The 22549-nt window shown below is 36.6% G+C and carries 19 protein-coding genes, 3 pseudogenes and 1 riboswitch; of the genes and pseudogenes, 19 read left to right on the forward strand and 3 right to left on the reverse strand.

Annotated features, from left to right (window positions below; genetic code table 11):
- Nucleotides 1-28: 28 nt before the first annotated feature.
- The 11 genes and pseudogenes from AC625_RS11450 (at nt 29) to AC625_RS11500 (ending at nt 10860) form a co-directional block, all read left to right on the forward strand.
- Nucleotides 29-1513: an aldehyde dehydrogenase gene (locus AC625_RS11450; RefSeq protein WP_049681399.1), complete on the forward strand. Its 1485-nt coding sequence runs from the start codon at nt 29-31 to the stop codon at nt 1511-1513.
- Between the two features lie 56 nt (nt 1514-1569).
- Nucleotides 1570-2130 carry an NADPH-dependent FMN reductase gene (locus AC625_RS11455; RefSeq protein WP_049681400.1) on the forward strand — a complete coding sequence of 187 codons (561 nt, stop codon included), beginning with the start codon at nt 1570-1572 and terminating at the stop codon, nt 2128-2130.
- 119 nt (nt 2131-2249) lie between these two features.
- Nucleotides 2250-2549: a hypothetical protein gene (locus tag AC625_RS11460; protein ID WP_049681401.1), complete on the forward strand. Its 300-nt coding sequence runs from the start codon at nt 2250-2252 to the stop codon at nt 2547-2549.
- A gap of 43 nt (nt 2550-2592) precedes the next feature.
- Nucleotides 2593-4035, forward strand: a complete 1443-nt coding sequence (locus AC625_RS11465) for an aldehyde dehydrogenase family protein (protein WP_425415444.1) — start codon at nt 2593-2595, stop codon at nt 4033-4035.
- A 13-nt stretch (nt 4036-4048) separates the two neighbouring features.
- Nucleotides 4049-4306, forward strand: coding sequence for a YciI family protein (locus tag AC625_RS11470; RefSeq protein WP_049681402.1), 258 nt, complete (start codon nt 4049-4051; stop codon nt 4304-4306).
- 308 nt (nt 4307-4614) lie between these two features.
- Nucleotides 4615-5286, forward strand: coding sequence for a cysteine hydrolase family protein (locus AC625_RS11475; RefSeq protein ID WP_049681403.1), 672 nt, complete (start codon nt 4615-4617; stop codon nt 5284-5286).
- Between the two features lie 134 nt (nt 5287-5420).
- Nucleotides 5421-6815 (forward strand): purine-cytosine permease family protein, encoded by a 1395-nt coding sequence (locus AC625_RS11480; protein WP_049681404.1) that lies wholly within the window; start codon nt 5421-5423, stop codon nt 6813-6815.
- A gap of 432 nt (nt 6816-7247) precedes the next feature.
- Nucleotides 7248-8449: pseudogene (ystJ, locus tag AC625_RS11485) on the forward strand (NADP-dependent malic enzyme).
- 781 nt (nt 8450-9230) lie between these two features.
- Nucleotides 9231-10046 carry a formate/nitrite transporter family protein gene (locus AC625_RS11490; RefSeq protein WP_049681405.1) on the forward strand — a complete coding sequence of 272 codons (816 nt, stop codon included), beginning with the start codon at nt 9231-9233 and terminating at the stop codon, nt 10044-10046.
- Nucleotides 10047-10369: 323 nt separating this feature from the next.
- Nucleotides 10370-10643, forward strand: a pseudogene (locus AC625_RS11495) (ABC transporter permease); the annotation flags it as partial.
- Nucleotides 10644-10680: 37 nt separating this feature from the next.
- Entirely contained in the window at nt 10681-10860 is a 180-nt protein-coding gene (locus AC625_RS11500; RefSeq protein WP_049681407.1) for a hypothetical protein, read from the forward strand.
- Here AC625_RS11500 and AC625_RS11505 read toward each other — a convergent pair.
- Entirely contained in the window at nt 10857-11036 is a 180-nt protein-coding gene (locus tag AC625_RS11505) for a hypothetical protein (RefSeq protein ID WP_049681408.1), read from the reverse strand. The two genes, AC625_RS11500 and AC625_RS11505, sit on opposite strands and share 4 nt — an antisense overlap.
- A 215-nt stretch (nt 11037-11251) precedes the next feature.
- Between AC625_RS11505 and AC625_RS28370 the strand changes: the two are divergent.
- Together AC625_RS28370 and AC625_RS11510 are read left to right on the forward strand one after the other, a co-directional pair.
- Nucleotides 11252-11579, forward strand: a pseudogene (locus tag AC625_RS28370) (MFS transporter); the annotation flags it as partial.
- A gap of 63 nt (nt 11580-11642) precedes the next feature.
- Nucleotides 11643-12596 carry an alpha/beta hydrolase gene (locus AC625_RS11510; protein ID WP_049681409.1) on the forward strand — a complete coding sequence of 318 codons (954 nt, stop codon included), beginning with the start codon at nt 11643-11645 and terminating at the stop codon, nt 12594-12596.
- Between the two features lie 509 nt (nt 12597-13105).
- Here AC625_RS11510 and AC625_RS11515 read toward each other — a convergent pair.
- Nucleotides 13106-13621: an SRPBCC family protein gene (locus AC625_RS11515; protein WP_049681410.1), complete on the reverse strand. Its 516-nt coding sequence runs from the start codon at nt 13619-13621 to the stop codon at nt 13106-13108.
- 29 nt (nt 13622-13650) lie between these two features.
- The gene (locus AC625_RS11520; RefSeq protein WP_049681411.1) at nt 13651-13995 is read right to left on the reverse strand and encodes an ArsR/SmtB family transcription factor; all 345 of its coding nucleotides are present in this window, start codon (nt 13993-13995) and stop codon (nt 13651-13653) included.
- 690 nt (nt 13996-14685) lie between these two features.
- On the opposite strand from AC625_RS11520, the gene AC625_RS11525 reads away from it, so the two are divergent.
- The 6 genes from AC625_RS11525 (at nt 14686) to AC625_RS11545 (ending at nt 22547) form a co-directional block, all read left to right on the forward strand.
- Entirely contained in the window at nt 14686-15207 is a 522-nt protein-coding gene (locus AC625_RS11525; RefSeq protein WP_049681412.1) for a hypothetical protein, read from the forward strand.
- Between the two features lie 228 nt (nt 15208-15435).
- Nucleotides 15436-15909 (forward strand): hypothetical protein, encoded by a 474-nt coding sequence (locus tag AC625_RS11530; protein ID WP_049681413.1) that lies wholly within the window; start codon nt 15436-15438, stop codon nt 15907-15909.
- A gap of 246 nt (nt 15910-16155) precedes the next feature.
- Entirely contained in the window at nt 16156-16419 is a 264-nt protein-coding gene (locus AC625_RS25125; RefSeq protein WP_053178081.1) for a hypothetical protein, read from the forward strand.
- Nucleotides 16400-17359: a hypothetical protein gene (locus AC625_RS11535; RefSeq protein WP_053178082.1), complete on the forward strand. Its 960-nt coding sequence runs from the start codon at nt 16400-16402 to the stop codon at nt 17357-17359. Before AC625_RS25125 ends, AC625_RS11535 begins: the two co-directional genes overlap by 20 nt.
- A gap of 2482 nt (nt 17360-19841) precedes the next feature.
- A riboswitch (TPP riboswitch) is annotated at nt 19842-19951 on the forward strand.
- 59 nt (nt 19952-20010) lie between these two features.
- Nucleotides 20011-21099 carry a LuxE/PaaK family acyltransferase gene (locus AC625_RS11540; RefSeq protein WP_049683703.1) on the forward strand — a complete coding sequence of 363 codons (1089 nt, stop codon included), beginning with the start codon at nt 20011-20013 and terminating at the stop codon, nt 21097-21099.
- Entirely contained in the window at nt 21096-22547 is a 1452-nt protein-coding gene (locus AC625_RS11545) for an acyl-CoA reductase (protein WP_049681414.1), read from the forward strand. Before AC625_RS11540 ends, AC625_RS11545 begins: the two co-directional genes overlap by 4 nt.
- Nucleotides 22548-22549 lie beyond the last annotated feature (2 nt).

A 22549-nucleotide genomic window follows, 5' to 3' on the forward strand; every position in this document is an offset into this window, starting at 1 on the left:
AGGATTAACGGTATAAGGGGGAGCGAGAATGACAGAGCTAAAGAAATATCAAATGTATATAAATGGTGAATGGGTAGAATCAGCTAGTGGTGAATATTTCGATAGCTATAACCCTGCAACAGGTGAAGCGTGGTGCCAAGTCGCAAAAGGGAACGCTGAAGATGTTGATCGTGCTGTTCAATCTGCTCATAATACTTTCTTGCATTCAGGATGGGTGAATATGACATTCACAGAACGAGGACGTCTTGTTAGAAGGCTTGGAGAGCTGATTGCTGAACATGCTGAAGAGCTGGCGGAAGTTGAAACACTTGATAACGGAAAATTAATTCGTGAAATGCGTGGTCAAGTAAAGTATTTACCTGAATTTTTCTATTACTATGCAGGACTTGCAGATAAAATTCATGGAAAAACCTTACCAATTGATAAAAATGATATGTTTGCTTTTACATTAAAAGAACCGCTTGGAGTAGTAGCAGCTATTACACCTTGGAACTCTCCTCTTTATTTAACAACATTGAAATTGGCGCCTGCTCTTATTGCAGGGAATACGATCGTTATTAAACCTTCTGAAATGACCTCGGCATCTCTTTTAGAATTAGTAAAACTAGTAGAGAAAGCAGGATTTCCACCTGGGGTCGTCAATGTAGTTACGGGCTTTGGAATGCCTGTAGGTGACTCGCTTACCTCACATCCACTTGTAAGACGCATTGCCTTTACTGGTGGTTCGGAATCTGCTCGTCATATTGTCAGAAATTCGGCACAAAACTTTGCACAGGTATCACTTGAACTCGGGGGGAAATCACCTAATATCGTGTTTGAGGATGCCAACCCTGATAATGCAGCGATGGGAATTATAGCAGGAATCTTTGGTGCTTCAGGACAAAGTTGTGTTGCTGGTTCTCGTGCATTTTTACATGTAGATATTTACGATAAGGTGATGCAAAAACTCGTTGATCGTGTGTCGCAAATCAAAATTGGTGATCCATTTCAAAATGAAACAGAAATGGGGCCATTGGCAACGCAAGCACAATTAGAGCGTGTCGAGAAATACGTGGCTATCGGGTTGGGTGAAGGGGGCAAACTTGTTCATGGTGGAAAAAGGCCTAAACAATTAGAAAAGGGTTGGTACTTTGAACCTACTATCTTCGAACATACTGATAACAAGTCACGTATTACCAAAGAAGAAATTTTTGGTCCTGTCTTAAGTGTTATTCCTTTTAAAGACGAAGCTGAGGTTATTCAATTAGCAAATAGTACAGATTACGGATTAGCAGCTGGAATTTGGGTGAGTGATATTGCAAAAGCCCATCGAGTGGCGAAAGCGATCCGTGCAGGAATCGTGTGGGTGAATACATATCGTAGTATATCACCAATAGCTGCAATTGGCGGCTCTGGTTTAAGTGGCTATGGCAGAGAAGGTGGATATGAAGCCATTCATGAATATATGCAAGACAAAGTGGTTTGGATCAATACATCCTCTGAACCAATTCCTGATCCGTTCATCATGAGGTAAACATTAGTAATAAAATAACTGTTTAAGTGGGAGCTATTTTTAGGAGGGAAAACGTAATGAAGTTACTTGGGATCTCAGGAACAATAACTGGTTCAAAAACAAAAGTTGTAATTGAAAAGGCATTGGAAGAAGTAAAGAAAAATCATCCTGATATCGAAATAGAACTGCTTGAATTGAAAAAGTATAATGTTCAATTTTGTGATGGTCGTGATCCGTCCACATATACAGGGGATACCAAAGAAGTAATTGATATCGTAGCATCCGCTGATTTTTATATAATTGGAACACCGATATTTCAAGGATCACTCACAGGAGCTCTTAAAAACTTGTTTGATTTAGTACCTCCTTCGATTTTTCGAAATAAAGTGATGGGCTTTGTTGCTACTGGCGGAACGTACCAACATTATTTAGTGATTGAGAATCAGTTAAAACCAATTGCGGGTTATTTCCGTGCCTTCGTTGCACCAAGTTCTGTTTATGTACATAATGATCATTTCAGTTCACAAAACGAACTGGTTGATGCAAATGTATTAGAACGAATTTCTTTGCTAAGTGAAGAAATCGTTTTTATGCAAAAAGCACTAAAAAACACTAGCCACGTGAAGCAATTTATTTGATTGAGCGATCTTTATTTTCTAAATATTATAATAATAACCTTGTTTAGCTCTTAGGGGTAACAAGTTTTTCCATTGAAAAAATTTCTAAATACAGTGCTAGATAGCAAGGAGTGAATAAATTGCTATTAGATGTAGAAGAGACTATACACTTAACGGATTTATCTTTTATTAATGTTTGTAATGAAAACTACGGAGTTAATAGAGGTGTTTTTAATACAATTGATGCTTGGTTTTACAAGCAAGGAATTCGTAACATTATAGAAAGACGGAATGGTATATTGTCTTTTCTTGAATTTATTAAGGGGAATTCTAAATTGGAAAATAACCGCTGTAAATTTGGTCAAGGTGGATTAATCATAAAATTAGAAGAATATTATTTTCAAAGAATAGAATCGTCGGTTTTTAAAAATTGCCTCTAATCTTTAGATGAAAAACATAAAGAGGGAAGGGTGACTAAAGAATATGACAATGATAGATAAAGTAACAAAAAAACAATTACTCATTAATGGGGCATGGATCGATGCAAAAGAATATAGTCCACTTTGCTCCCCATATACAGGCGAAGTCTTAGCTGAAATCCCAATGGCAACAGAGGAAGAAACCGACCAAGCTATTGATGCGGCGCAAAAAGCTGCGAAAGTAATGGCCAAAATGCCAGCCCATCAACGTGCAAAAGTGTTGGAAACATTGGCTCAACTTCTTGAAAAACGGAGAGAGGAAGCTGCTCAAATTATATCGATGGAATCAGCCAAGCCTATTACCACAGCTAAGGGAGAAGTGGATCGAACAATTGAAACCTACAAGTTTGCGGCTGAAGAAGCCAAACGAATTCATGGCGAAACACTTTCAATGGATGCGGCACGAGGAGGAGAAAACCGACTTGCCTACACGGTACGTGAACCAATTGGAGTAATAGGAGCAATTACACCTTTTAATTTTCCGATGAACTTGGTTGCTCACAAAGTAGGTCCAGCCATTGCAGCAGGTAATACAATTGTTCTAAAGCCAGCTAGCCAAACACCGCTATCCTCGTTGTTCATAGCCGAACTATTGCAGGAAGCAGGATTGCCTAAAGGAGCTTTAAATGTGGTCACGGGTGGAGGTAGAGTGGTAGGTGACAAGTTGGTCACCGATTCTAGAGTGAATATGATTACCTTTACAGGTAGCCCAGCTGTTGGGATTGGTATCAGCAATAAAGCAGGGTTAAAACGCGTGACATTAGAACTAGGATCCAATGCAGCTGTTATTATTGACAAAGGAGTAGACATTGATAAGATTATTTCTCGATGTGTAATGGGAGCATTTTCGAACCAGGGACAAGTATGTATCTCATTGCAAAGGATTTATGCTCATGAAGAGATCTATGATCGTTTTGTTGAAAAATTTATCGAAGCAACGAAACTACTAAAAGTAGGTGATCCACTCAATCCGGAAACGGATGTTTCCGCTTTGATTTCCCAAAATGATGTTGAAAGAACGCTCAATTGGATTGAGGAGGCAAAACAAGATGGAGCTGCTATTGCAACAGGTGGAATTAGGGAAGGCAATATTCTTCATCCGACCGTCATATTAGATGCTGACTCGCACTTAAAAGTGTCATGCCAAGAAGTGTTTGCTCCAATTGTTCTAATTAACAAGATCCAAACGGTGGAAGAAGCAATTAATTTGGTCAATGACTCTAAATATGGCCTGCAAGCAGGAATTTATACGGACAATGTACATACAGCGCTAGATGCAGCAGAAAATTTACAAGTTGGTGGAGTGATGATTAACGATATTCCGACATTCCGTGTGGATAATATGCCTTACGGTGGGGTGAAGGAAAGCGGTACAGGCCGTGAAGGATTGAAATATGCAGTTGAAGACATGACAGAAATGAAGCTGATTGTTTGGAACCGGAATTAAGGAGTGAAGAAGTATGCCTTACTATGCAGCGATGTTACACATGGTAGATACAAAAAAAAATACTGAAGTACGTCCACGCCATATCGAATATTTAGACGAACTTGATAAAAAAGGGAAAATTTTTGCAAGAGGACCATTCTTGGACGATTCAGGTGGACTTGTAGTGTATATTGCCGATTCGTTTGAAGAAGCTCTATCACTAGCGGAAGATGATCCACATATCGTTGAGGGAGCACGTCGACTTGAGCTTAAAGAGTGGAAAGTCGTCTGAAATAATGTTGAAGATAGGATAATGAATGTGTGTATCGTTACAAATTTAGGCTGTTAAGAATGACTGAATGCAAACCAGAGCGAGTTAACGCTTTTCTGATTGGCCGATTAGGGAGGCGTTAACACTAATTAAAGTTGGGGAATTAAGTTATTTAGTTATTGAGAAGACTGCTTAATTACAGTAAACCTGTACTTTTGAGCAGAATCAAAATTTAAAATTGGAACATGGTAATGTAATTCTTCATCATTCAAATTAAATTTGGAAATACCATAATTTATAGAGGAAATGGTATTTAGGAGTGAGTCGTAATGGATATGAAAAAAACAGCTCTTCTATTGATTGATCTTCAAAAAGAAAGCGGCACATCAGATGTTGTTGGAATGAATGATATTGTTAAAAACGCTAAAACTCTTGTGAATATATGCCGCAAGCAAGGGATTCCTATCATTTACACTCGCCATATTAGCAGAGCTGATGCTATTGGTCTGGCAAATAAAGAACCTGTGAATGAAAATGGCGAGCCTATCTATTATCATTCTGGCACGGATACGATTGAGATTATCGATGAAATAAAGCCTCAAGAAAATGATACCATTGTGGACAAATACCGATACAGCGGTTTCTATGAATCAAGCTTAGATTTAATGCTTAAAGGTTTAGATATTAAACACTTAATAATTGGAGGAGTTCTTACAGATTGTTGTGTATTAGCTACAGTATTAGATGCTTATTATCGTGACTATCAAGTGAATCTTGTTAAGGATATTTGCGGTACGACAACGGTAGGAGCCCATATGGCAGCAACATTAATGATGGCCAATTGGGTATATGATCTTAAAGTTTATGATACAAATCAAATAGCAAAGAGGCTGAATGGAGAGCAGCATCATGTCTGGGAGGCGACAAGTCCAGATCAACTTCAATTTTCACCTGACAATCTGAAAGAAATCTATTCAAAGTTATCATTAGAAAAGCTTTGATAAATAGCTATTTATCATACTGTGAAATAATGTGGTTTTTAGGTTAATCTAAGGTGAACTTCAATTTGTTGCCCACTCTTTATAGAATGGTTTTTTTAAAAGAGAATGTAAACGATTACAGACGGAGGGGTTCTATGAAAGTTGAAACTAGAAGTATTGAATACATTCCAGCTAATGAGCGACACGGAAAGGCAAAAGATTTATTTCCAATATGGTTTGGAGCCAATATGAATATAACTACACTTGTTTCAGGGTCGTTGCCAATTATGTTAGGACTTAATTTGTTCTGGAGTGTAGTTGCAATCGTTATTGGTTCGCTCATTGGTGCCATTTTTATGGCATCCCATTCTGTACAGGGTCCTAAGCTGGGAATACCACAGATGATTCAAAGTAGAGCTCAGTTTGGGGTGATCGGCGCAATTATACCTTTGTTCCTTGTCATGTTTATTTATTTAGGTTTTTTCGCCAGTAATACACTGCTTGCAGCACAAACCATAGGTGATATACTTCCAATTAGCCAAACTTGGAATATCATCATAATCGGTGCGATTTGTTTTGTAGTTGCACTTTATGGATACGATTTAATTCACAAAGTCCAAAAATGGTTTTCTGCTGCATCATTGCTTATTTTTTTGATTATGACCTACATTGTTTTTCAATTGCCAGTACCACAAGAACAATGGTTACCTACTAATATTGACGTGTCAGCGTTTTTTCTTGCGGTTAGTATTGCTGTTACTTGGCAGCTATCTTATGCCCCATATGTTGCAGATTACTCACGATATCTTCCAGTAGATACGCCGCCTAAAAAAACGTTTTGGTACAGTTATTCAGGGACAGTGATTGGAGCTGTCTGGATGATGATATTAGGGGCAGTATTAACCGTAGCGATTCCAAATTTCATGGATAATACGGGTAGTAATTTAGCGTCGCTATATGGAAGCTTTGCAATCATCATGTATGTTTTGATTGTTTTTGGGCAACTTGCTATTAATGTTTTTAATCTTTATGGTGCATTTATGTCATCGGTTACGACTATTGAACCGTTTGCTAAATTCAAAGTTACACCAAAAGTTCGGATGGGGTTCTTGCTATGCATTACATTCCTTGCAACAATTTTATGTATTATGGGACAAGGAAATTTTCTTGAATTTTTCCTGAATTTTATCTTTTTTATGAGTTATTTTTTGATTCCGTGGACTTCAATTAACTTGGTCGATTATTATCTATTGCGCCGAGGCGAATATAATGTTAAAGATATATTTGACCTTAATGGACAGTATGGTAAGGTCAATTGGATTGCTTCATTTGCATTTGTCGTATCAATCATTGCTGAGATTCCTTTTATTAATGCTTCCTTTTACGTAGGACCAGTGGCAAAAGCACTGAATGGAGCAGACTTAGCTTGGGCTGCAGGATTATTTTTGCCAGCCATTTTATATTATTTCCCAATGAAACGAAAGATTAGAAACACGATTATTGAATCTGACTTCCATCAGTTAGATGTTAAAAAGGTAGAAAAATTATAATTCCTTTTTACTTAAAGTGAAAGGCTGATTTGGCGGCCGTTTTTTTGCAGGTGAGTTAGCCTTTCTTTTTAGTACGTAACAAAATTCACAATACGTGAATGGTTAAATGAACAACAAATAATCGAAGCAAATCTGTATGATAGCAATCTCCTAAGTGAATCTTTTGATTAAATAAGAAGAATATCAGTTCGACGACATGTCCATTTATCAGGATCAGGCTGTTTTGCAGTTGAATGGTTGTCATCTGGATCAAGAATTGGAACAAAGTATTACAACGTTAAATGATTTTAAAGAAGCTGATGGTGGATGAATTAGCAAAAAATACTGATTCAAATGATTAGATATAGACTGTTTTACCAAGTAAGGGGCTTTTTTTTAAACTTCTTCCTTTATCTAATTAAACTTCTGAAAATTCGAATAAAGAGGGAAAACATGTCAACTTTACGTGAAGAGTCATTAAATAAGCATAAAGAAAAGCAAGGAAAGTTAGGCGTACATTCGAAAGTTCAAGTTCAAAACGCGAAGGATCTAAGCCTTGCTTATTCTCCTGGGGTTGCAGAGCATTCATGCAGATGAAAGAAAAGCGTATGATTATACGATGAAAGGGAATCTTGTTGCTGTTGTTTTGAATGGTACAGCTGTACTTGGTCTAGGTAATATTGGACCGAAAGCGGCTATGCCTGTTATGGAGGGGAAAGCATTATTATTCAAAACTTTTGCAGATGTCGATGCATTTCCGATTTGCTTAGATACAACGGATCCAGACAAGATTGTTGAAGCTGTTAAATTGTTGGAGCCTACTTTTGGAGGAGTAAATTTAGAAGATATTGCTGCCCCTGAATGCTTTGAAATTGAAGAGCGGCTACGAAAGGTATGTAATTTTCCATGATGATCAGCATGGAACGGCTATTGTAACCACTTCGGGATTACTAAATGCTCTGAAACTAGTTGACAAAAGAATAGAAGAGATTCGTGTTGTAGTAAACGGTTCCGGTGCTGCTGGGGTGGCAATTGTTAAATTGCTTCTCCGTATGGGCGTAAAAGACGTCATTTTATGTGATACAAAAGGCATTATTTATGAAGGTCGCCTAGTTGGAATGAATCCATTTAAGGAGGAAATGGCCGATATCACTAATAAAGAACAAATAGTTGGGACATTGGGAGATGCTCTTGTGGGAGCAGATGTGTTTGTCGGAGTGTCTGTAGCCGGCGCTGTTACGAAAGACATGGTTCGTTCCATGAATCGTGACCCGATTATTTTTGCTATGGCAAATCCAATTCCAGAAATCATGCCAGAAGAGGCGAAGGAAGCAGGAGCACTGGTAATAGGGACAGGTCGTTCAGATTTTCCAAATCAGGTCAATAACGTACTTGCATTCCCTGGTATTTTTCGAGGGGCTTTGGACGTACGAGCGAAAGAAATAAATGAAGAAATGAAACTGGCAGCTGTTTACGCTATTGCAGAATTAATAACTGATGAAGAGCTTTATGCTGATTATATCATTCCAGATCCATTTGACCCTAGAGTAGCTGCTTGTGTAGCAGAAGCTGCAATAGAAACGGGTGTTTCACAAAAAAATAGAGATGTAGCAGTAACTAAAAGGCGTCCATTAGCCTTAGCGGAAGAAAAATAAATGATTAATAAACCTAGCAGAAATAAAACTTTAATTATTAACCAAATTATATTTCGAAAAGCGTATCTATAGGTTGTTGAGATAATTCTTCTCAACAACTTATTTTTATCAGACAGTAGATTGGATAAAGAGAAGGCGATTATGAGACGAAATTATTATGTCATTTTTTATACATGAATAGTCTAAACATTTATGTCAATAATTTGTGGTGCAAGTCTTACTAGTGTATTTAACTGCTGTTTTCGTAGGGTGTAAATTTTGCTCACTTTCAAAAAAATGAAAATTCAATCAATTCAGAGCTTCATCCCTCATTGATTGTTAGTACAGTTCTAGTGTCGCTAAATCTTTGAAGGTTCAATAGATCACAGACTAATCTGATTTATATATTTTTCTTCCTTTGACGTTCTTATGGAACGTGTCAAGCATGTTGAATACGAAAAAGGTATTTTATCAAGTAAGTTTCCTTGAAAGTACCTTTTTCCAATGTTGGTAAATGTGATTACGGTAACTAGAATATAGAGTATTCATTTATTTTTATATTTCTTAACAGTCTAAGTTAATTCTATTGGATAGTATAAATTTTGTTACCATTTTGCTGTTCATTTCATATTACTTTGACACTTTTTTGCATTCAATCAACTTATTGAAGCAAACTTTCAACATTTTTTTTCATGACTTCACTTGTAGAATCACAGAATTTCCAAATGCGTTGTGGATTGCTAGAAAAGTAGAGAGCTAAATGAGAGGTTAAAATCTTAGAGTTAAAAGTGAGGAGAAAATAATGAACGACTATAGTCCAAAAGAAATTGCAGATATTTCTATACAAAAAGGTCTTGAAAAGGTAAAACTATCTAATTTATCTCTTGCAGTTTTAGGTTTTTTAGGCGGAGCTTTTATTGCATTCGGATTTCTTGCCTATATTCGAGTAACTGGAACTATGCCTCATGAATGGGGAAGTTTAGTCACTTTTCTAGGTGCAGCTGTTTTCCCAGTCGGATTAGTATTGATCTTATTAGGGGGAGGAGAATTGGTTACCGGAAACATGATGACAGTGAGTATAGCTTACTTTGCAAAAAAAGTTACATTATTTCAGTTAATGCGTAATTGGTTATTAATTGCATTATTTAATCTGTTGGGTGCATTGTTTGTTGCCTATTTTTTTGGACATTTTATAGGTCTAACAGAGGGAGCCTTTTTAGAAAAGACCGTTTCAACTGCGCAAACGAAAGTGAATGATCCATTTTGGGTCGCTTTTGTTTCAGGAATAGGGTGTAACTGGCTTGTGGCTATGGCCGTATGGTTATGTTATGGAGCGAAGGATTTCTTTGGTAAAATATTAGCAATTTGGATTCCAATCATGACTTTTGTATTAATAGGATTTCAACACGTGGTTGCTAACATGTTCATTATCTCAGCTGCTATCTTTTCAGGAAACCTATCATGGACTGAACTTTTATTGAATATCATTCCAGTATTTTTAGGAAATGCTATTGGCGGAGCAATCTTTGTAAGTTTCTTATATTTTCTCGTATATAAAAAAGATGATGTTAAAATGGAAGGGCGTTCTGATGAAGAAAACAGGAGAAAAATTGGGTGAGTTGTGTAATACACCTTGATAATTAAAAAAAGATTGTTTCATTTTTTATATGATTAACATTTATTATAGATTGGACTTAATATACATTTTGAGTCTGTTCGATTTACCCATCCCAAGATTGTTCAATGAAGTTATCTCTACCTCTTCCGTTTTGCTTATATGTTGCAGGATAATATGGTTGTTCCTCTAAAGTCATTGTAGCAATTGATTTTGAAAATATTCCATTTTATTCTAGATCAATTTTAGATTTTACTGATTTCCTGAGTGATAACAAATAGCTGTTTTATATGATCCACCCTCGTATATTAGTAGTAAGAGCTCTTCCCATCCAAACTTTTTTCAAAGTAACACTTCCGTTAATTAAGCCGGGAATTATTGCGGGAGCGGTAGTTGCGGCGGTCACATCATTCGGGGAAATCTCCATTTACCTTGTTTGTTTCCTCTCCATCTACTATTACAGTGCCTGTTCGAACATTTGGTTATATTGAACAAACTTTTGATCCGAGCAACAATGCCATATCGGTCATATTTATTTTTGTTTCGGTTATTGAACTGATCATTATTGAAAAAACGATTGACTTATCAAAAGTTATGTAAGTACACGACAAAATTCTGTTAAAGGGGGGATATAGATGTGGGCCAGCACGCCCTTGATGAAAAAATAATCGCATTAAAGGACCAGGTTGTCTATTGGAGAAAAGGTATTACATATCCTCAGCATCTTTCTCGGTCCAAAATTGATGAAGATGTAATGCCGATTGAAATGAACATCATGATTCAAGAGATTTTTAAGTTTGTGCGTGTAGACATCTAATACTTAATACGACACAACGCAAAAGCGATGGAACAGATTGGTTTCATCGCTTTTATGATATTTTTTTCTGTATGTTCAGGATTATCTATGTTCAGGTTTCTATTTTTATACAACTCTACTTGTTCTCTAAAAGTAGTAGGAGGTTTCATTATTAATTTATCTTTTTCAGGATCCAATTTAACATTTCTCCTTGAATAAACAAATGACCCACCTTGGTCCGCATTGTTAAGAGGAGTGGTGGGTTCTATTACATAAATCATATTTTTCTGATGAATCATTGTCAAGAGAACAATATAAGGGATTATTAGGATCTAGTATGGTTTTCATTGTTATAAACTCAACTTTCGCACCTCAATAATCTGGATTAATTTATTGGCGTACCTTTTCGAAGATGGCAGATGCATTCGGTTGGCAATCTGTATTTGGCGGAATCGCTCTGCTTGGATTAATTACGATGGTAGTTATATTTACTATTATTTCGGGTATAGCTGAGGATAAGCCTGTATCTCTTTTTCAACAGCTGGCTCAGAATTGTTTGTTTTCGGAATTGTCAGCCTGATAGGTTCAAAGTTTGGTGGCATTAGTCCGGATCGATGGTGTGTGCCTGTTACACTAAATGGTGGTATGACGCCATATACTCATGAGTATTTTGTTGTCCCTTGTAACGAATTCTCCGAGTTTTGGTCGACCTTACATTATGGTTGTTCACGGCATGGTCATGTGCGCAGTAAATTTAGAGAAATATAAAATGGGAACTAATAAAATTTTAGGAGGAGTTAAAGATGACACAAAATCAAACTAGTAAAGTTGTATTGGAGCCAGCAGCACAAAAATTCGTAGAGGACACCGCTAACCCGCCGTATCTGTTTGATCTTGGTCCGGAGAAGGGCAGGGAAGCTGTAGACGAAGTACAGTCCGGAGAGGTTAATAAGCTGCCGGTTGAGGTAGAAGAGCTTATTATTGAGGGAGAAACAACTGGACCTGTATCCATTAAAATATTACGTCCTGAAAACGCCCCGGAAAATCTCCCTGTCATTCTATATACGCATGGTGCAGGCTGGGTTTTTGGAAACGCACACACACATGATCGTTTAGTTCGGGAACTTGCTGTTGGATCACAATCAACGGTCGTGTTCACTAATTACAGTCTTTCGCCGGAAGCCAAATATCCGATTGCTATAGAAGAGGTCTATACGGCCTTAGAATGGATTGCTAAAGAAGGCGATAATCACGGGATGGATTCAAGTAACATTACAGTAGCCGGTGACAGTGTTGGAGGAAATATGTCGGCAGCTATTACGCTAATGACCAAAGAGCGAAAAGGCCCAGCTATTCGCAAGCAATTACTTTTCTACCCTGTAACGGATGCTTCATTTGATACGGAATCATACAAACAATTTGCAACCGGATATTTCCTGCGTCTGGATGGGATGCAGTGGTTCTGGGAACAGTATACTTCCGATCCACAGCAGAGAGCTGAAATCACTGCATCTCCACTACGGGCAACAACGGAACAATTAAAGGGGCTTCCTGAAGCTTTAGTTATCACGGCAGAAGCCGACGTTTTGCGCGACGAAGGAGAGGCATACGCCAACAAGCTGCGTGAGGCTGGTGTAAAGGTAACTGCTGTGCGCTTCCAGGGTATCATTCATGACTTTGTAATGCTTAACGAATTCGCAGACACAGAAGCAGCAAAAGGGGCCATGATACTTGCAAACGCATGGCTGCGTGAATAAAGGAAACATCCAAAAATCAGGGTGATAAGATTAATTTTTAAAGGACCGAACTTCTTTTGTCATAATCCCCCTTTCGATTTTCTTAATCAAAAGGGGGATTATACTTTCAAAAACCTTGAAGGATGGAATGAGGGGCCACACGTGTGGATATTTCCAATTTTTGAAAAAAATTTTTCAGTTCTTTTCATTTACGATAAAATGCTGTTTGACTAACCCCTATAATTGCAAAAATCTCCTTTACAGTACAATGGCATGATTCATTCCTGTAGCTTAATAAGCTAGATAAAAAAACTCCTCTTATTTTATTTCAAGAAGAGTTTACATAATCACCTTTATAGGTACTGAAAAAGGATCTTCGGCTGGAAGATCCTTTTAGCTGCTTATTGAATTAAAGCGCCCGATTGCAGAAGATTAAGATAAATATTTCATTGATTTTTACGCTCCCTTATATAAGTAATTACTCAATGTTCCTATACCTTACTAACGCTGAAAACAGCGTTACGGTTAATCTACTTCAGCGACTCCACAAGCTCGTTCAAACGGTCCCAAGTTTCGGTGATGCCTTGCAGCATGCCCATATCCATGACGGTCTTAAGGGCCTCTGCGGACACATATTCAGCACGGTTTATCAGCTTCGTTTTTCCACCTAAATCGATGAATTCCATTGTAATCTCTGTCGACGGCATGGAGTCATTCAAATTGCCTTCAGCATCTGAAAAGTAATCGGTGTAAACAATCTTCTCCGGCTCGATAATCTCCTTATAAACCCCTTTACCCCAGGATTCCATACCAAAAAATTGACCTAGGTTCTGATCGACGCACTTCATACAGTAGTGCCGAGCGCCTCCCGGACGGAAATCGACGGTGCAGACCGGAATCTCCCAGCCCTTCGGCCCCGACCAGCGTTTCAGATGCTCCGGCTCTTTAAACATCTTGAATACGAGATCACGTGGCGCATCGAAAACGCGCTCCAGTACCAGTACCCGATCGTTCTCTACTCTCGATACCATTGTGTTGTTTGACATTGTAATTCCTCCTTGATCATGAAATGATTTTATGACTTTTCCTTGTTCTGTAATTCCTTCAAATAATCATCCAGATTGTCGAATCTTTCTTGCATCACACTCCGGAAGGACTGTATCCAAGAATCCAGCGCTTGGAAGGGATCGGGCCGGAGCTTGTAGATGCGGCGGTTAGCTTCGGCCTGCACTTCCACAATCCCGTTGTCGCTAAGCACTTTTAGATGCTTCGAAGTTTGGGGCTGCCTCAATCCCAGCTGGTCGGCGATTTCCCCCACGGTCAGGGGACCTTCACGCAAGAGTTCGACGATATTCATACGATTTGGTTCAGACAAAGCACTCAGCGTCGTCATGTTCACGTCCGGAATCTTCCCTGACATGTTTCTCACCTCAGTATTATCGTCCTGTTGATTTGATTATAACCAATGAGGAATATTCCCGTCAAGGAATATTATAATTAAAGTGGTATCGGTTATAGTGCCGAATTCACAGAACCCAATCATTCATAGGTTGAGTGTAGTCGCATGTTCCATTCATATCGTCTCGATTGGCAACTCCACACCTAATCCCCCTTATTGATTTGTTTTTATTGCTAAATCATATTAATTCTTTACACAAGAGAATGTGGAATATACCCTGCCATTTAAGTGTAATCTTTCACAATCCTCATGATATTTTTAACATAAATATCCAATATCATTAAAAACGTTCCTCAACAATCGCTTTAAAAGGGTATCGCCTTGTATTATTAAAGCTAACAGCGGTTTAGCGTTATGTTTACGAACAATAAAGTTGTTTAATTACAAATAAAATCGTTACATTTACCATTTACAATAAAGATGTTTAAAAACGCAAGTCATGTTAATTCATTAAAAGTGCCAGTTAATCGAAAAAAAGAAAAAATGGTATAATTTAGAGGGGGATAGGCAGGGAAAGATGAATTAATGGTTTTCCTCGTAGTGACAATCTTTAGTTTAACAACACTTCCTGCGAAGATTTATAAAAAGGGGAAAATAAAATGAAAAAATCATTATCTATATTATTGATTATGTTGCATTTTGGTGTCTTGATTGCTTGCACAAAGGAGAATAAAAAATGATGAAGATAAAGAAGAAATAACTCAAGGTATAATAAATGAAAATGAAAACACAAATCAAAAGGTTGTTGATACTAATGATAAAAACACTCTTCTAGAATTCGAAACAATGGCTTTGCCTACAATCAAAATAATGACTTCTGAAGGTACAAATAATTTTGTGTTTGACCATTCTTATGCAGAAGTATGTTGGATGGATTGTGATGAATGGAATACATATAATTACCCAGAAATTCATTCTGGAGATGTTGAAATAGGAGACAAACTTCAAATTGATTGGAAAATGATAGAACCATACCCTACTGAAATAAATCTAATACACATTGATAGTGAAACGCATAAAGAAATTACTAAAGAAAAAAAGGATACTAACATTTCACCATTTACTATTACAATCGATGAAAAGATGATTGAAAATCAGTATGCTTTAGAATTCCTTTGGCAAAACGGTGAAGTAATCGAAGGAAGAAGCATGCTAGATTTCAAACTTAAGTAGTAATAATAGTGTTTTTTCCTTTTGTTCTAAACGGATGCTTATGTGCAATAACACTTAGAATTAAACAACTTTATTGTCACGTTACACATTAATAATACATAGTGGACTCATGATGTACAGAATGGTTAGACTGTACATTTAAATATCTTTGATTGATCAAAATGATGAGGCATAATTAACCTTTTTCTTCATTAAAAGTTTAATTTCCATACAAATAGGAGGGCTTTTGTGCTTACTTTTATACATAAGAATTTTACTAAACTATTAGTTATAATTGCTTCCTTCTCCATTCTTGCTTCTTGCAGCTCATCTCAAGAGTTTAATTATAAGCTACCTGTTGCTACTTATGAAAATCATTATGATTCCAAACATTTTGGAGTTAGCTTAAACTTTTATGATGAAGAATCTCATAAAAGTATAGAGGAGAAGTACGCAACTATTACGATTCACAACTTTAGCGATTCCACCTTAGATCTACCTAGAGATTCTGTTATGCCCTTAACAATTCAAGGTACTAATTTTGACAGTCACGGTGAAGCACAGTTAGACATCTTAACAACACTTAAAGATGATAATATTTCTTCTTTAGTGAAAAAGCTTCGTAAAAAACCAGAAGAATTAACACTTTTACTGGGAACTGATGATAATATTTATGAGAAATTTGAACTGATTCACAGAAACCCAACTATACCAAGTCACTAAAAACTTATTGCAATAGGTAACTACATATCATCGCTATACTGTGAATCTCCTTATTGTGCTAAAGGGGTGCTTTAGTGAAAGAAGAATTAATTGATTTTAAGTTTGTGATCATGTTTTAGTTATTCCTTTATAGGGCGCGATTGCAAAAGAAGAGCAGTCGCTTTTCACTAACGAAGCAGGATTATTCAATAAGTAGTGAAACTTTATAAGATGTGATTTCCTAACAATAAAAATAGGGGGTATGAAATGAAAGGGTTTTTGAAATTATTTATGGGATTATTTTTGGCTTTTACATTAACAGGATGCATAGGGGAAGAATATGATTTTACTCCACCTACTGTTACAATTTCTACTACAATAGACAGTATCAATGAGCAATCTTTGTTCAGTCGGTCAATTCTTTTCGTTAGAAGAAAAGACAAACAAGACTGGTTTTCGTTACTTTCCCGAAAACAAAGGCATGGAATGGTTAGGGCTGATCCTGCCTGTCATGATGAAAGATCGAGATGAATACGCCCATCTTGCGCTTCAAGATAAAATCAAATATTGCCGACTTTTAAAAAAGAAAATTCGTGATAAAAATCGTTACTTCGTTCAATTGGTACTAGAAGGTTTTCCACCAAAGAAACGCAATCAGAACGATTCCAAAGATGAAAACGCTCGTGTTGGATTAGATATTGGCACATCAACAATCGCCATTGCTTCTGAAAATGAAGTGAAGCTACTTGAGCTATCGGAAGGTTTGTCCGTAGACGAACGCAAAAGACGGATCTTACAGCGTAAATTAGATCGTAGGCGTAGAGCAAATAACCCTAACAAATATAAGGAAGATGGCACAATCAATAAATCAAATCGAGAGAAATGGATTCAAAGTGAAAATTACAAGAAAACTCGAAAAGAATTAGCGGAACTGAGCCGAAAGGTAGCGGATAAGAGAAGACTTGCGCACAACATTCTAGCCAACCATATTCTCTCGTTAGGTTTAGATGTCCGAGTTGAAACCATGAATTTCAAAGGGCTTCAAGGAAAGGCAAAGAAAACAGAGGTTAATGAAAAGACTGGACGATACAAACGAAAAAAACGTTTTAGAAAGTCAATAGCGAATCGTGCGCCTTCGATGTTTCTTACCATTATCGACAATAAACTTAAATATTTCGGCTTATCCCTAAAGCGAATTGACACCGCTAAAGTAAAAGCCAGTCAATTTGAACACTTCACGCAAACGTACGTAAAGAAAAAACTCTCAAAACGTTGGAACCACTTCGAACAAGGGGATATTCAACGTGATTTGTATAGTGCCTTCCTAATCATGAATACAAAAGATAATCTACGTGAAATAGATGTTGGACGAGCAAATCAAACGTGGAACAACTTCTTTGATCAACACGAACAAGAAATGGAACGAATGAAACATTTGAACAAAAAACAATTAAGTAGTATTGGCTTGTAAAATTTCGATACAAAAGAGTCTTGAATCGGGCCTACAGGACGCTAATAGCAACACAGGTTGCTTTGTCCATGAAAGTCTAAGGAAAATAGCTTAGTGGCTGATGTTAGCCGAAAACTCGTTTTCGGTCATTCAGACGAAGGCTGAATGAAAGTACCTTAGAACCTCGTGACTTTAGTCATGAGAGGTTCAGTGTCATTTAACAATAAGAAAGTATAAAAGGTCTTCTATTGAAAGATCTTTTATTATTGCCTATAAGGTCAATTATCGTGGCTAAATCACAGTCAATGTAAGAAAATATACAAAATCATACGTTCATAAAAAAATCGTATCCAATTAACGGGTGTACCCCTTAAATTAGCTTTATGTTAACTAGATTTATATACAGTATGCATAAAACGTTCAGAATATATGTAAAGCGAACTTGATGCAAAATCCGCTTTACATTATATCCCATTTTGAACATTTGCACTTGATGGGAGAAAGTTAAAATATATCAATAAATTAAGAGAAACGACGAAATCACGAGAAAAAGATATATAGTGCTCGCTTACATTGTCGTTGTTTTCGTTTTCATCAGCTTTGTAAAAAGGTATCCAATATTAGATAATAAAGACACAACATATTGGAAGGGGATATCTTAAATGAAAAAAATTATAAAGTTATTAGTTGAAGCAGCAGAATTACACGGAAAAGCTCAACCAGAATACGCTTATTTTATAAAGAATATAAAAGGACAAAAATAAGGATGGGTATAATGAATTTATCTTGTCAATTTAATCAAAGTGATCCAGCAACCGATTCTCAAGTATGAAAAGAGAATCGGTTCTTTTTATTTCTTTTAAAGGCAACAATTAAGATCAATGAGATTAAATATTGGGTATTATTACCTCATAAAATAATTTTAGTGATTTTAACCCCTTAATATATAAGGTTTGAACGATATCCCATTAGTCTTTATCAAACCCTATCAACCTTTATAGGCACCATAATACTTCCAGTTAATATGTTTCCATGCTAACCTCTTATAATCGTTACTACAATACAAACAAAAATAGGGTTATGTCTACTAGGTTACTAGTTAACATAATTATTATTATGTTAACTATAATTGTATAGAATATTCATTTAATACATAGGGATCTTGTTCAATTAACGAAACAATTTAGTTTAGGAATGGTTAAATTAAAATACTTTGGGAAATTTATAAATTTTAATCGACAGTAATAGGAGACGAAAAATGAAGGGTTTTATATTTTATTTAATGGCATTTTTAGGCGTTTAATAATGTTCATCATAGATAAAGATAAACGTTATTCCATAAAAGGGCGCTATTGTGAGAGATCATAGGTAGAAAATGATCAAACTTTTTAGAAAAGCCAAACTTAAATCTGTTAAAAAAGAATCCATTTTGATCAATCTTTTTTTCAAATTGGATTTTTTTAATTTATCGTAAAATATGGGTTTTCGAGGTATTTTTAATCAAACTTTATTCCAAAGCTACAACTGAACATTTTCATGCTCGTTATACCCAATAGGGATTCATTATATTAGTGTCAAAGTGTATATTAAATGTTTTGATGAATTAAAAGAAAAAGAGAAGGTTGATAATTCACCTCTTTTTCACAGATTAGAAAAGCTCAAAGGAATGTGTTTATTATTTTTACAATGAAAGCATAAAGCGTCATTGTCATACTAGGATGAATCTAAGTGAAGGATTGATTGTGCACATTTGGACGTTCAGTAGAATCTGTTAGACCATAATTACTCTATACAAGACACATGATAAATAATGAGGGAAATGTTTAGAGAAGTGATGAAAGTAATTAAAGTTCTTACAAAGGGAAAAAAGCAGATGGAGCGGAACCAACCGTTCTTTTCTTCTTTTCCCATTGATACCTATCGTTTGATTCATTAGATCAACTATATCTCACATAAGTGACACGATTTCTAAACATTTCATTCCCGTTATAACAAGTCATTTAACCATCACTTCATACCATTTGGCTAATCGTGATATATTAAGCAAAAACATAAAGAAATGTTTGCTATCTTCTGAACAAAAAAACCTCATGCCAGCATTGAGAAAGCTTGAATAGGAAAAAGAAAATGAATGGTTCTTTTGTTGTTTGAATAAAATAATGATTTATTGTTGCGAACCAATAGTGAGGATCAGTTGATAAAAGATCATCTTAAGGATATAATAATCTAAATATTATTTCTATTCTTGAAACCATAGAAGTTACAGACCATTAAGATTAAGTGAATTTTTCCGATTAGTATAGATAATTCAAGCAAGGTATTATACTTAATTTACTTTGACTGGATAATACCTGAGATAAGAAGTGTAATGAGGTCTGTAAGCCATGTCTGTTCTTGCTCTTTATCACCCTTGGTATTTATATATAGTTGGGGATTCTGTTTTCATTTAATGTTTATTGAAAATGTAGTTTCATTCAATGCGATGAAGAAATAGAATTAAACAAATAAATATTACGGGAGTCTGTGGAATCAGGCTGAGAGTATGACTAACTGTCGTAGACCGTTTGAACCTGTTGGGTAATGCCAGCGTAGGGATTGTGAATAGGGGACTACTATGCACTTTGCTTATGCAAAGTGCTTTTTTTATTTTCTACGAAAGGAATGATTCTAAGATGAGTAAACAGCAAGAAGTAATCAAAAATATTGTTTGTTTTATGCAAAATGAATTTTCCTCAGACGATGCATTCAATGAACATGCCTTACAATTATTTTCTTATCAATACCAGAATAATCTTCCTTATCAAACCTTTTGTTTTCAAAAAAGAAAGACACCAAGAGTTGTTAAGTCGTGGAGAGATATTCCAGCCGTTCCGATTAATGCTTTTAAAGAGGTAACGTTAAGTTCTACAAAAACGGAAGAAGCAGAAGCAGTCTTCATGACAAGCGGGACAACAAAAGGGATAAGAGGCAAGCATTATCACCCTACTTTAGATGTATTTGACCAGTCCATGATTTTCAACTTCAAGAAAAGATTTATGAAGGAAACGGAAAAAATCCGTATGGGGATTCTCTTTCCAACAGAAATAGAAATGCCTAACTCTTCATTAGCCCACTACTTAGCTCTCGGTTTGCGGGAGTTTGGTACGGAGGATAGCCACTATCTAATAACTGAAAGCGGCGTTAATATGGGCCGGTTGCTGAAGGAACTTGATCATGCTGAAAAAACAGGGAAGCCTTATGCCCTTTTAGGTGCCAGTTTTAGTTTTGTACATATGTTTGATGAATTAAAACGAATGGGAAAAACCTTTATTTTACCAAAAGGAAGTAAAATCCTAGATACGGGAGGATATAAAAATCAGTCAAAGGAATTGAGCTTGGATGAATTTTATGAATTGCTATCCACCTTTTTAGGTGTAGATCGTTCTGAAGGTATCAATATGTATGGGATGACAGAATTAAGCACACAATTTTATGATTATGGGAATCTAAGTGTGCCATCTGTTAAATCAGGGCCGCATTGGATAAGGACTAGAGTGATTAATCCTTTAACGGGTGAAGAGGTTCCGAAAGGGGAACGAGGAGTACTCGTCCACTGCGATTTAGCTAATTTTAACTCGGTTACTACAATCTTAACAGAAGACTTAGGGGTCGAGGTCGATGATGGTTTTCTTTTATTAGGGAGAGTGCAAGGAACAGAGGCGAAGGGCTGTTCATTAGCTGTGGACGAGTTTTTAAAAGCTGCAAAGGGGGTTTCGAATTGAGAGAGGTTGCAGGATATATACCAGATATAGGTGAAGAGGATTTTCAAAAGAAAATATTAATTTTTAAGAGAAATGATATAGAAATAGAAGTAGAAATTCCACTTCTTACGATTGAGCAGATAAACAAGGTGATAGATAAGGTTAAAAAGGCGAATACTGAAATCTTAAAATCTTTTTCCGTTGTTGAGATACTAAACATTATAGATAAAGCGATTGATAGATTACTTGATCGTACCACATCATATCGTCAAAAAGCGGAACAGCAGTTGCCGATTATCACAGGATATGATGAAGAAGTGATTCGTCTTGGTCTTACCTCCTATTTGAAAAAGTTTCGTAAACATGAACTCCAGCGTTTTGTTCTTGAGGATTTGGGAAATCCCTTACTACTTGATGATTTTCAACCTCGAATTAAAGGTGGATTTTCAAAGGCAGTCGGACCTAATCTTATCACCCACATCTGGTCAGGAAATGTCCCAGCTCTTCCTTTATGGAGCTTTATCTCCGCATTGTTGGCCAAGTCAGGGAACATTGGGAAGGTCTCCAGTGCGGAGCCTTTGTTTGCCGGCTGGTTTGCCCGATTATTAGTGGAAATTGAACCTAAATTAGCGGATTGTTTTGCTGTTATTTGGTGGAAAGGGGGAGACAAAGAGAGGGAAACCTGCATATTGGAACAAAGTGATGTTGTAGTAGGTTACGGAAGCAATGGGACGCTAGAGTCCCTTCGAAGTAGAACACCAATTACCTCTCGATTTTTGGCTTATGGGCATAAGATTAGTTTTGGAGTGATTTCACATACAAGCCTAGATTCACAGAAATCTTTTGGAACGGTACGTCAAGCAGCACTTGATGTAATCCGTTATGATCAGCAAGGCTGTTATTCTCCCCATATTATTTATGTCCAACATGGCGGCAATGTTTCGCCAAGAGAATTTGCAAGATATATGGCGCATGAACTGGATAATTTGGAGAAAAGGTATCCACGCCGAAGTCTTTCAATGGAAGAGTCTGCTGCCCTAGCATCGTGGCGACAAAAAGAAGAGATGAGTGTATTCTTTGATTCTCAAAAAGAGGTGTTAGGAAATACAACACACGATTGGACTGTTGTTTACGAAGAAGAGGATATCAACTTCACTCCAAGTTGTCTAAATCGGGTAATAAAAGTGATTGCTTTTGAAAAAATAGAGGACCTAATTCCTACCATTGAGCCTCACCGTGCTTTTCTCCAAACGATTGGTATAGCTGGAAGCCCAAAAGAACTTTTTCATTGGGCAGAGTCATTAGGGAGAATAGGCGTAACACGTATAACTGCTTTGGGCAGTATGACTTCTCCCGAAGCGGGTTGGCATCATGATGGCCGTTTTAATTTGCTAGACTTGATTAACATGGTAGATATAGAGTCCTCTGCTGAAGTGTACAGTGAAAAATTTGCCCCTTATGTGGATTAGGA

The sequence above is a fragment of the Peribacillus loiseleuriae genome, from assembly GCF_001183985.1.
GTDB lineage: Bacteria > Bacillota > Bacilli > Bacillales > DSM-1321 > Peribacillus > Peribacillus loiseleuriae.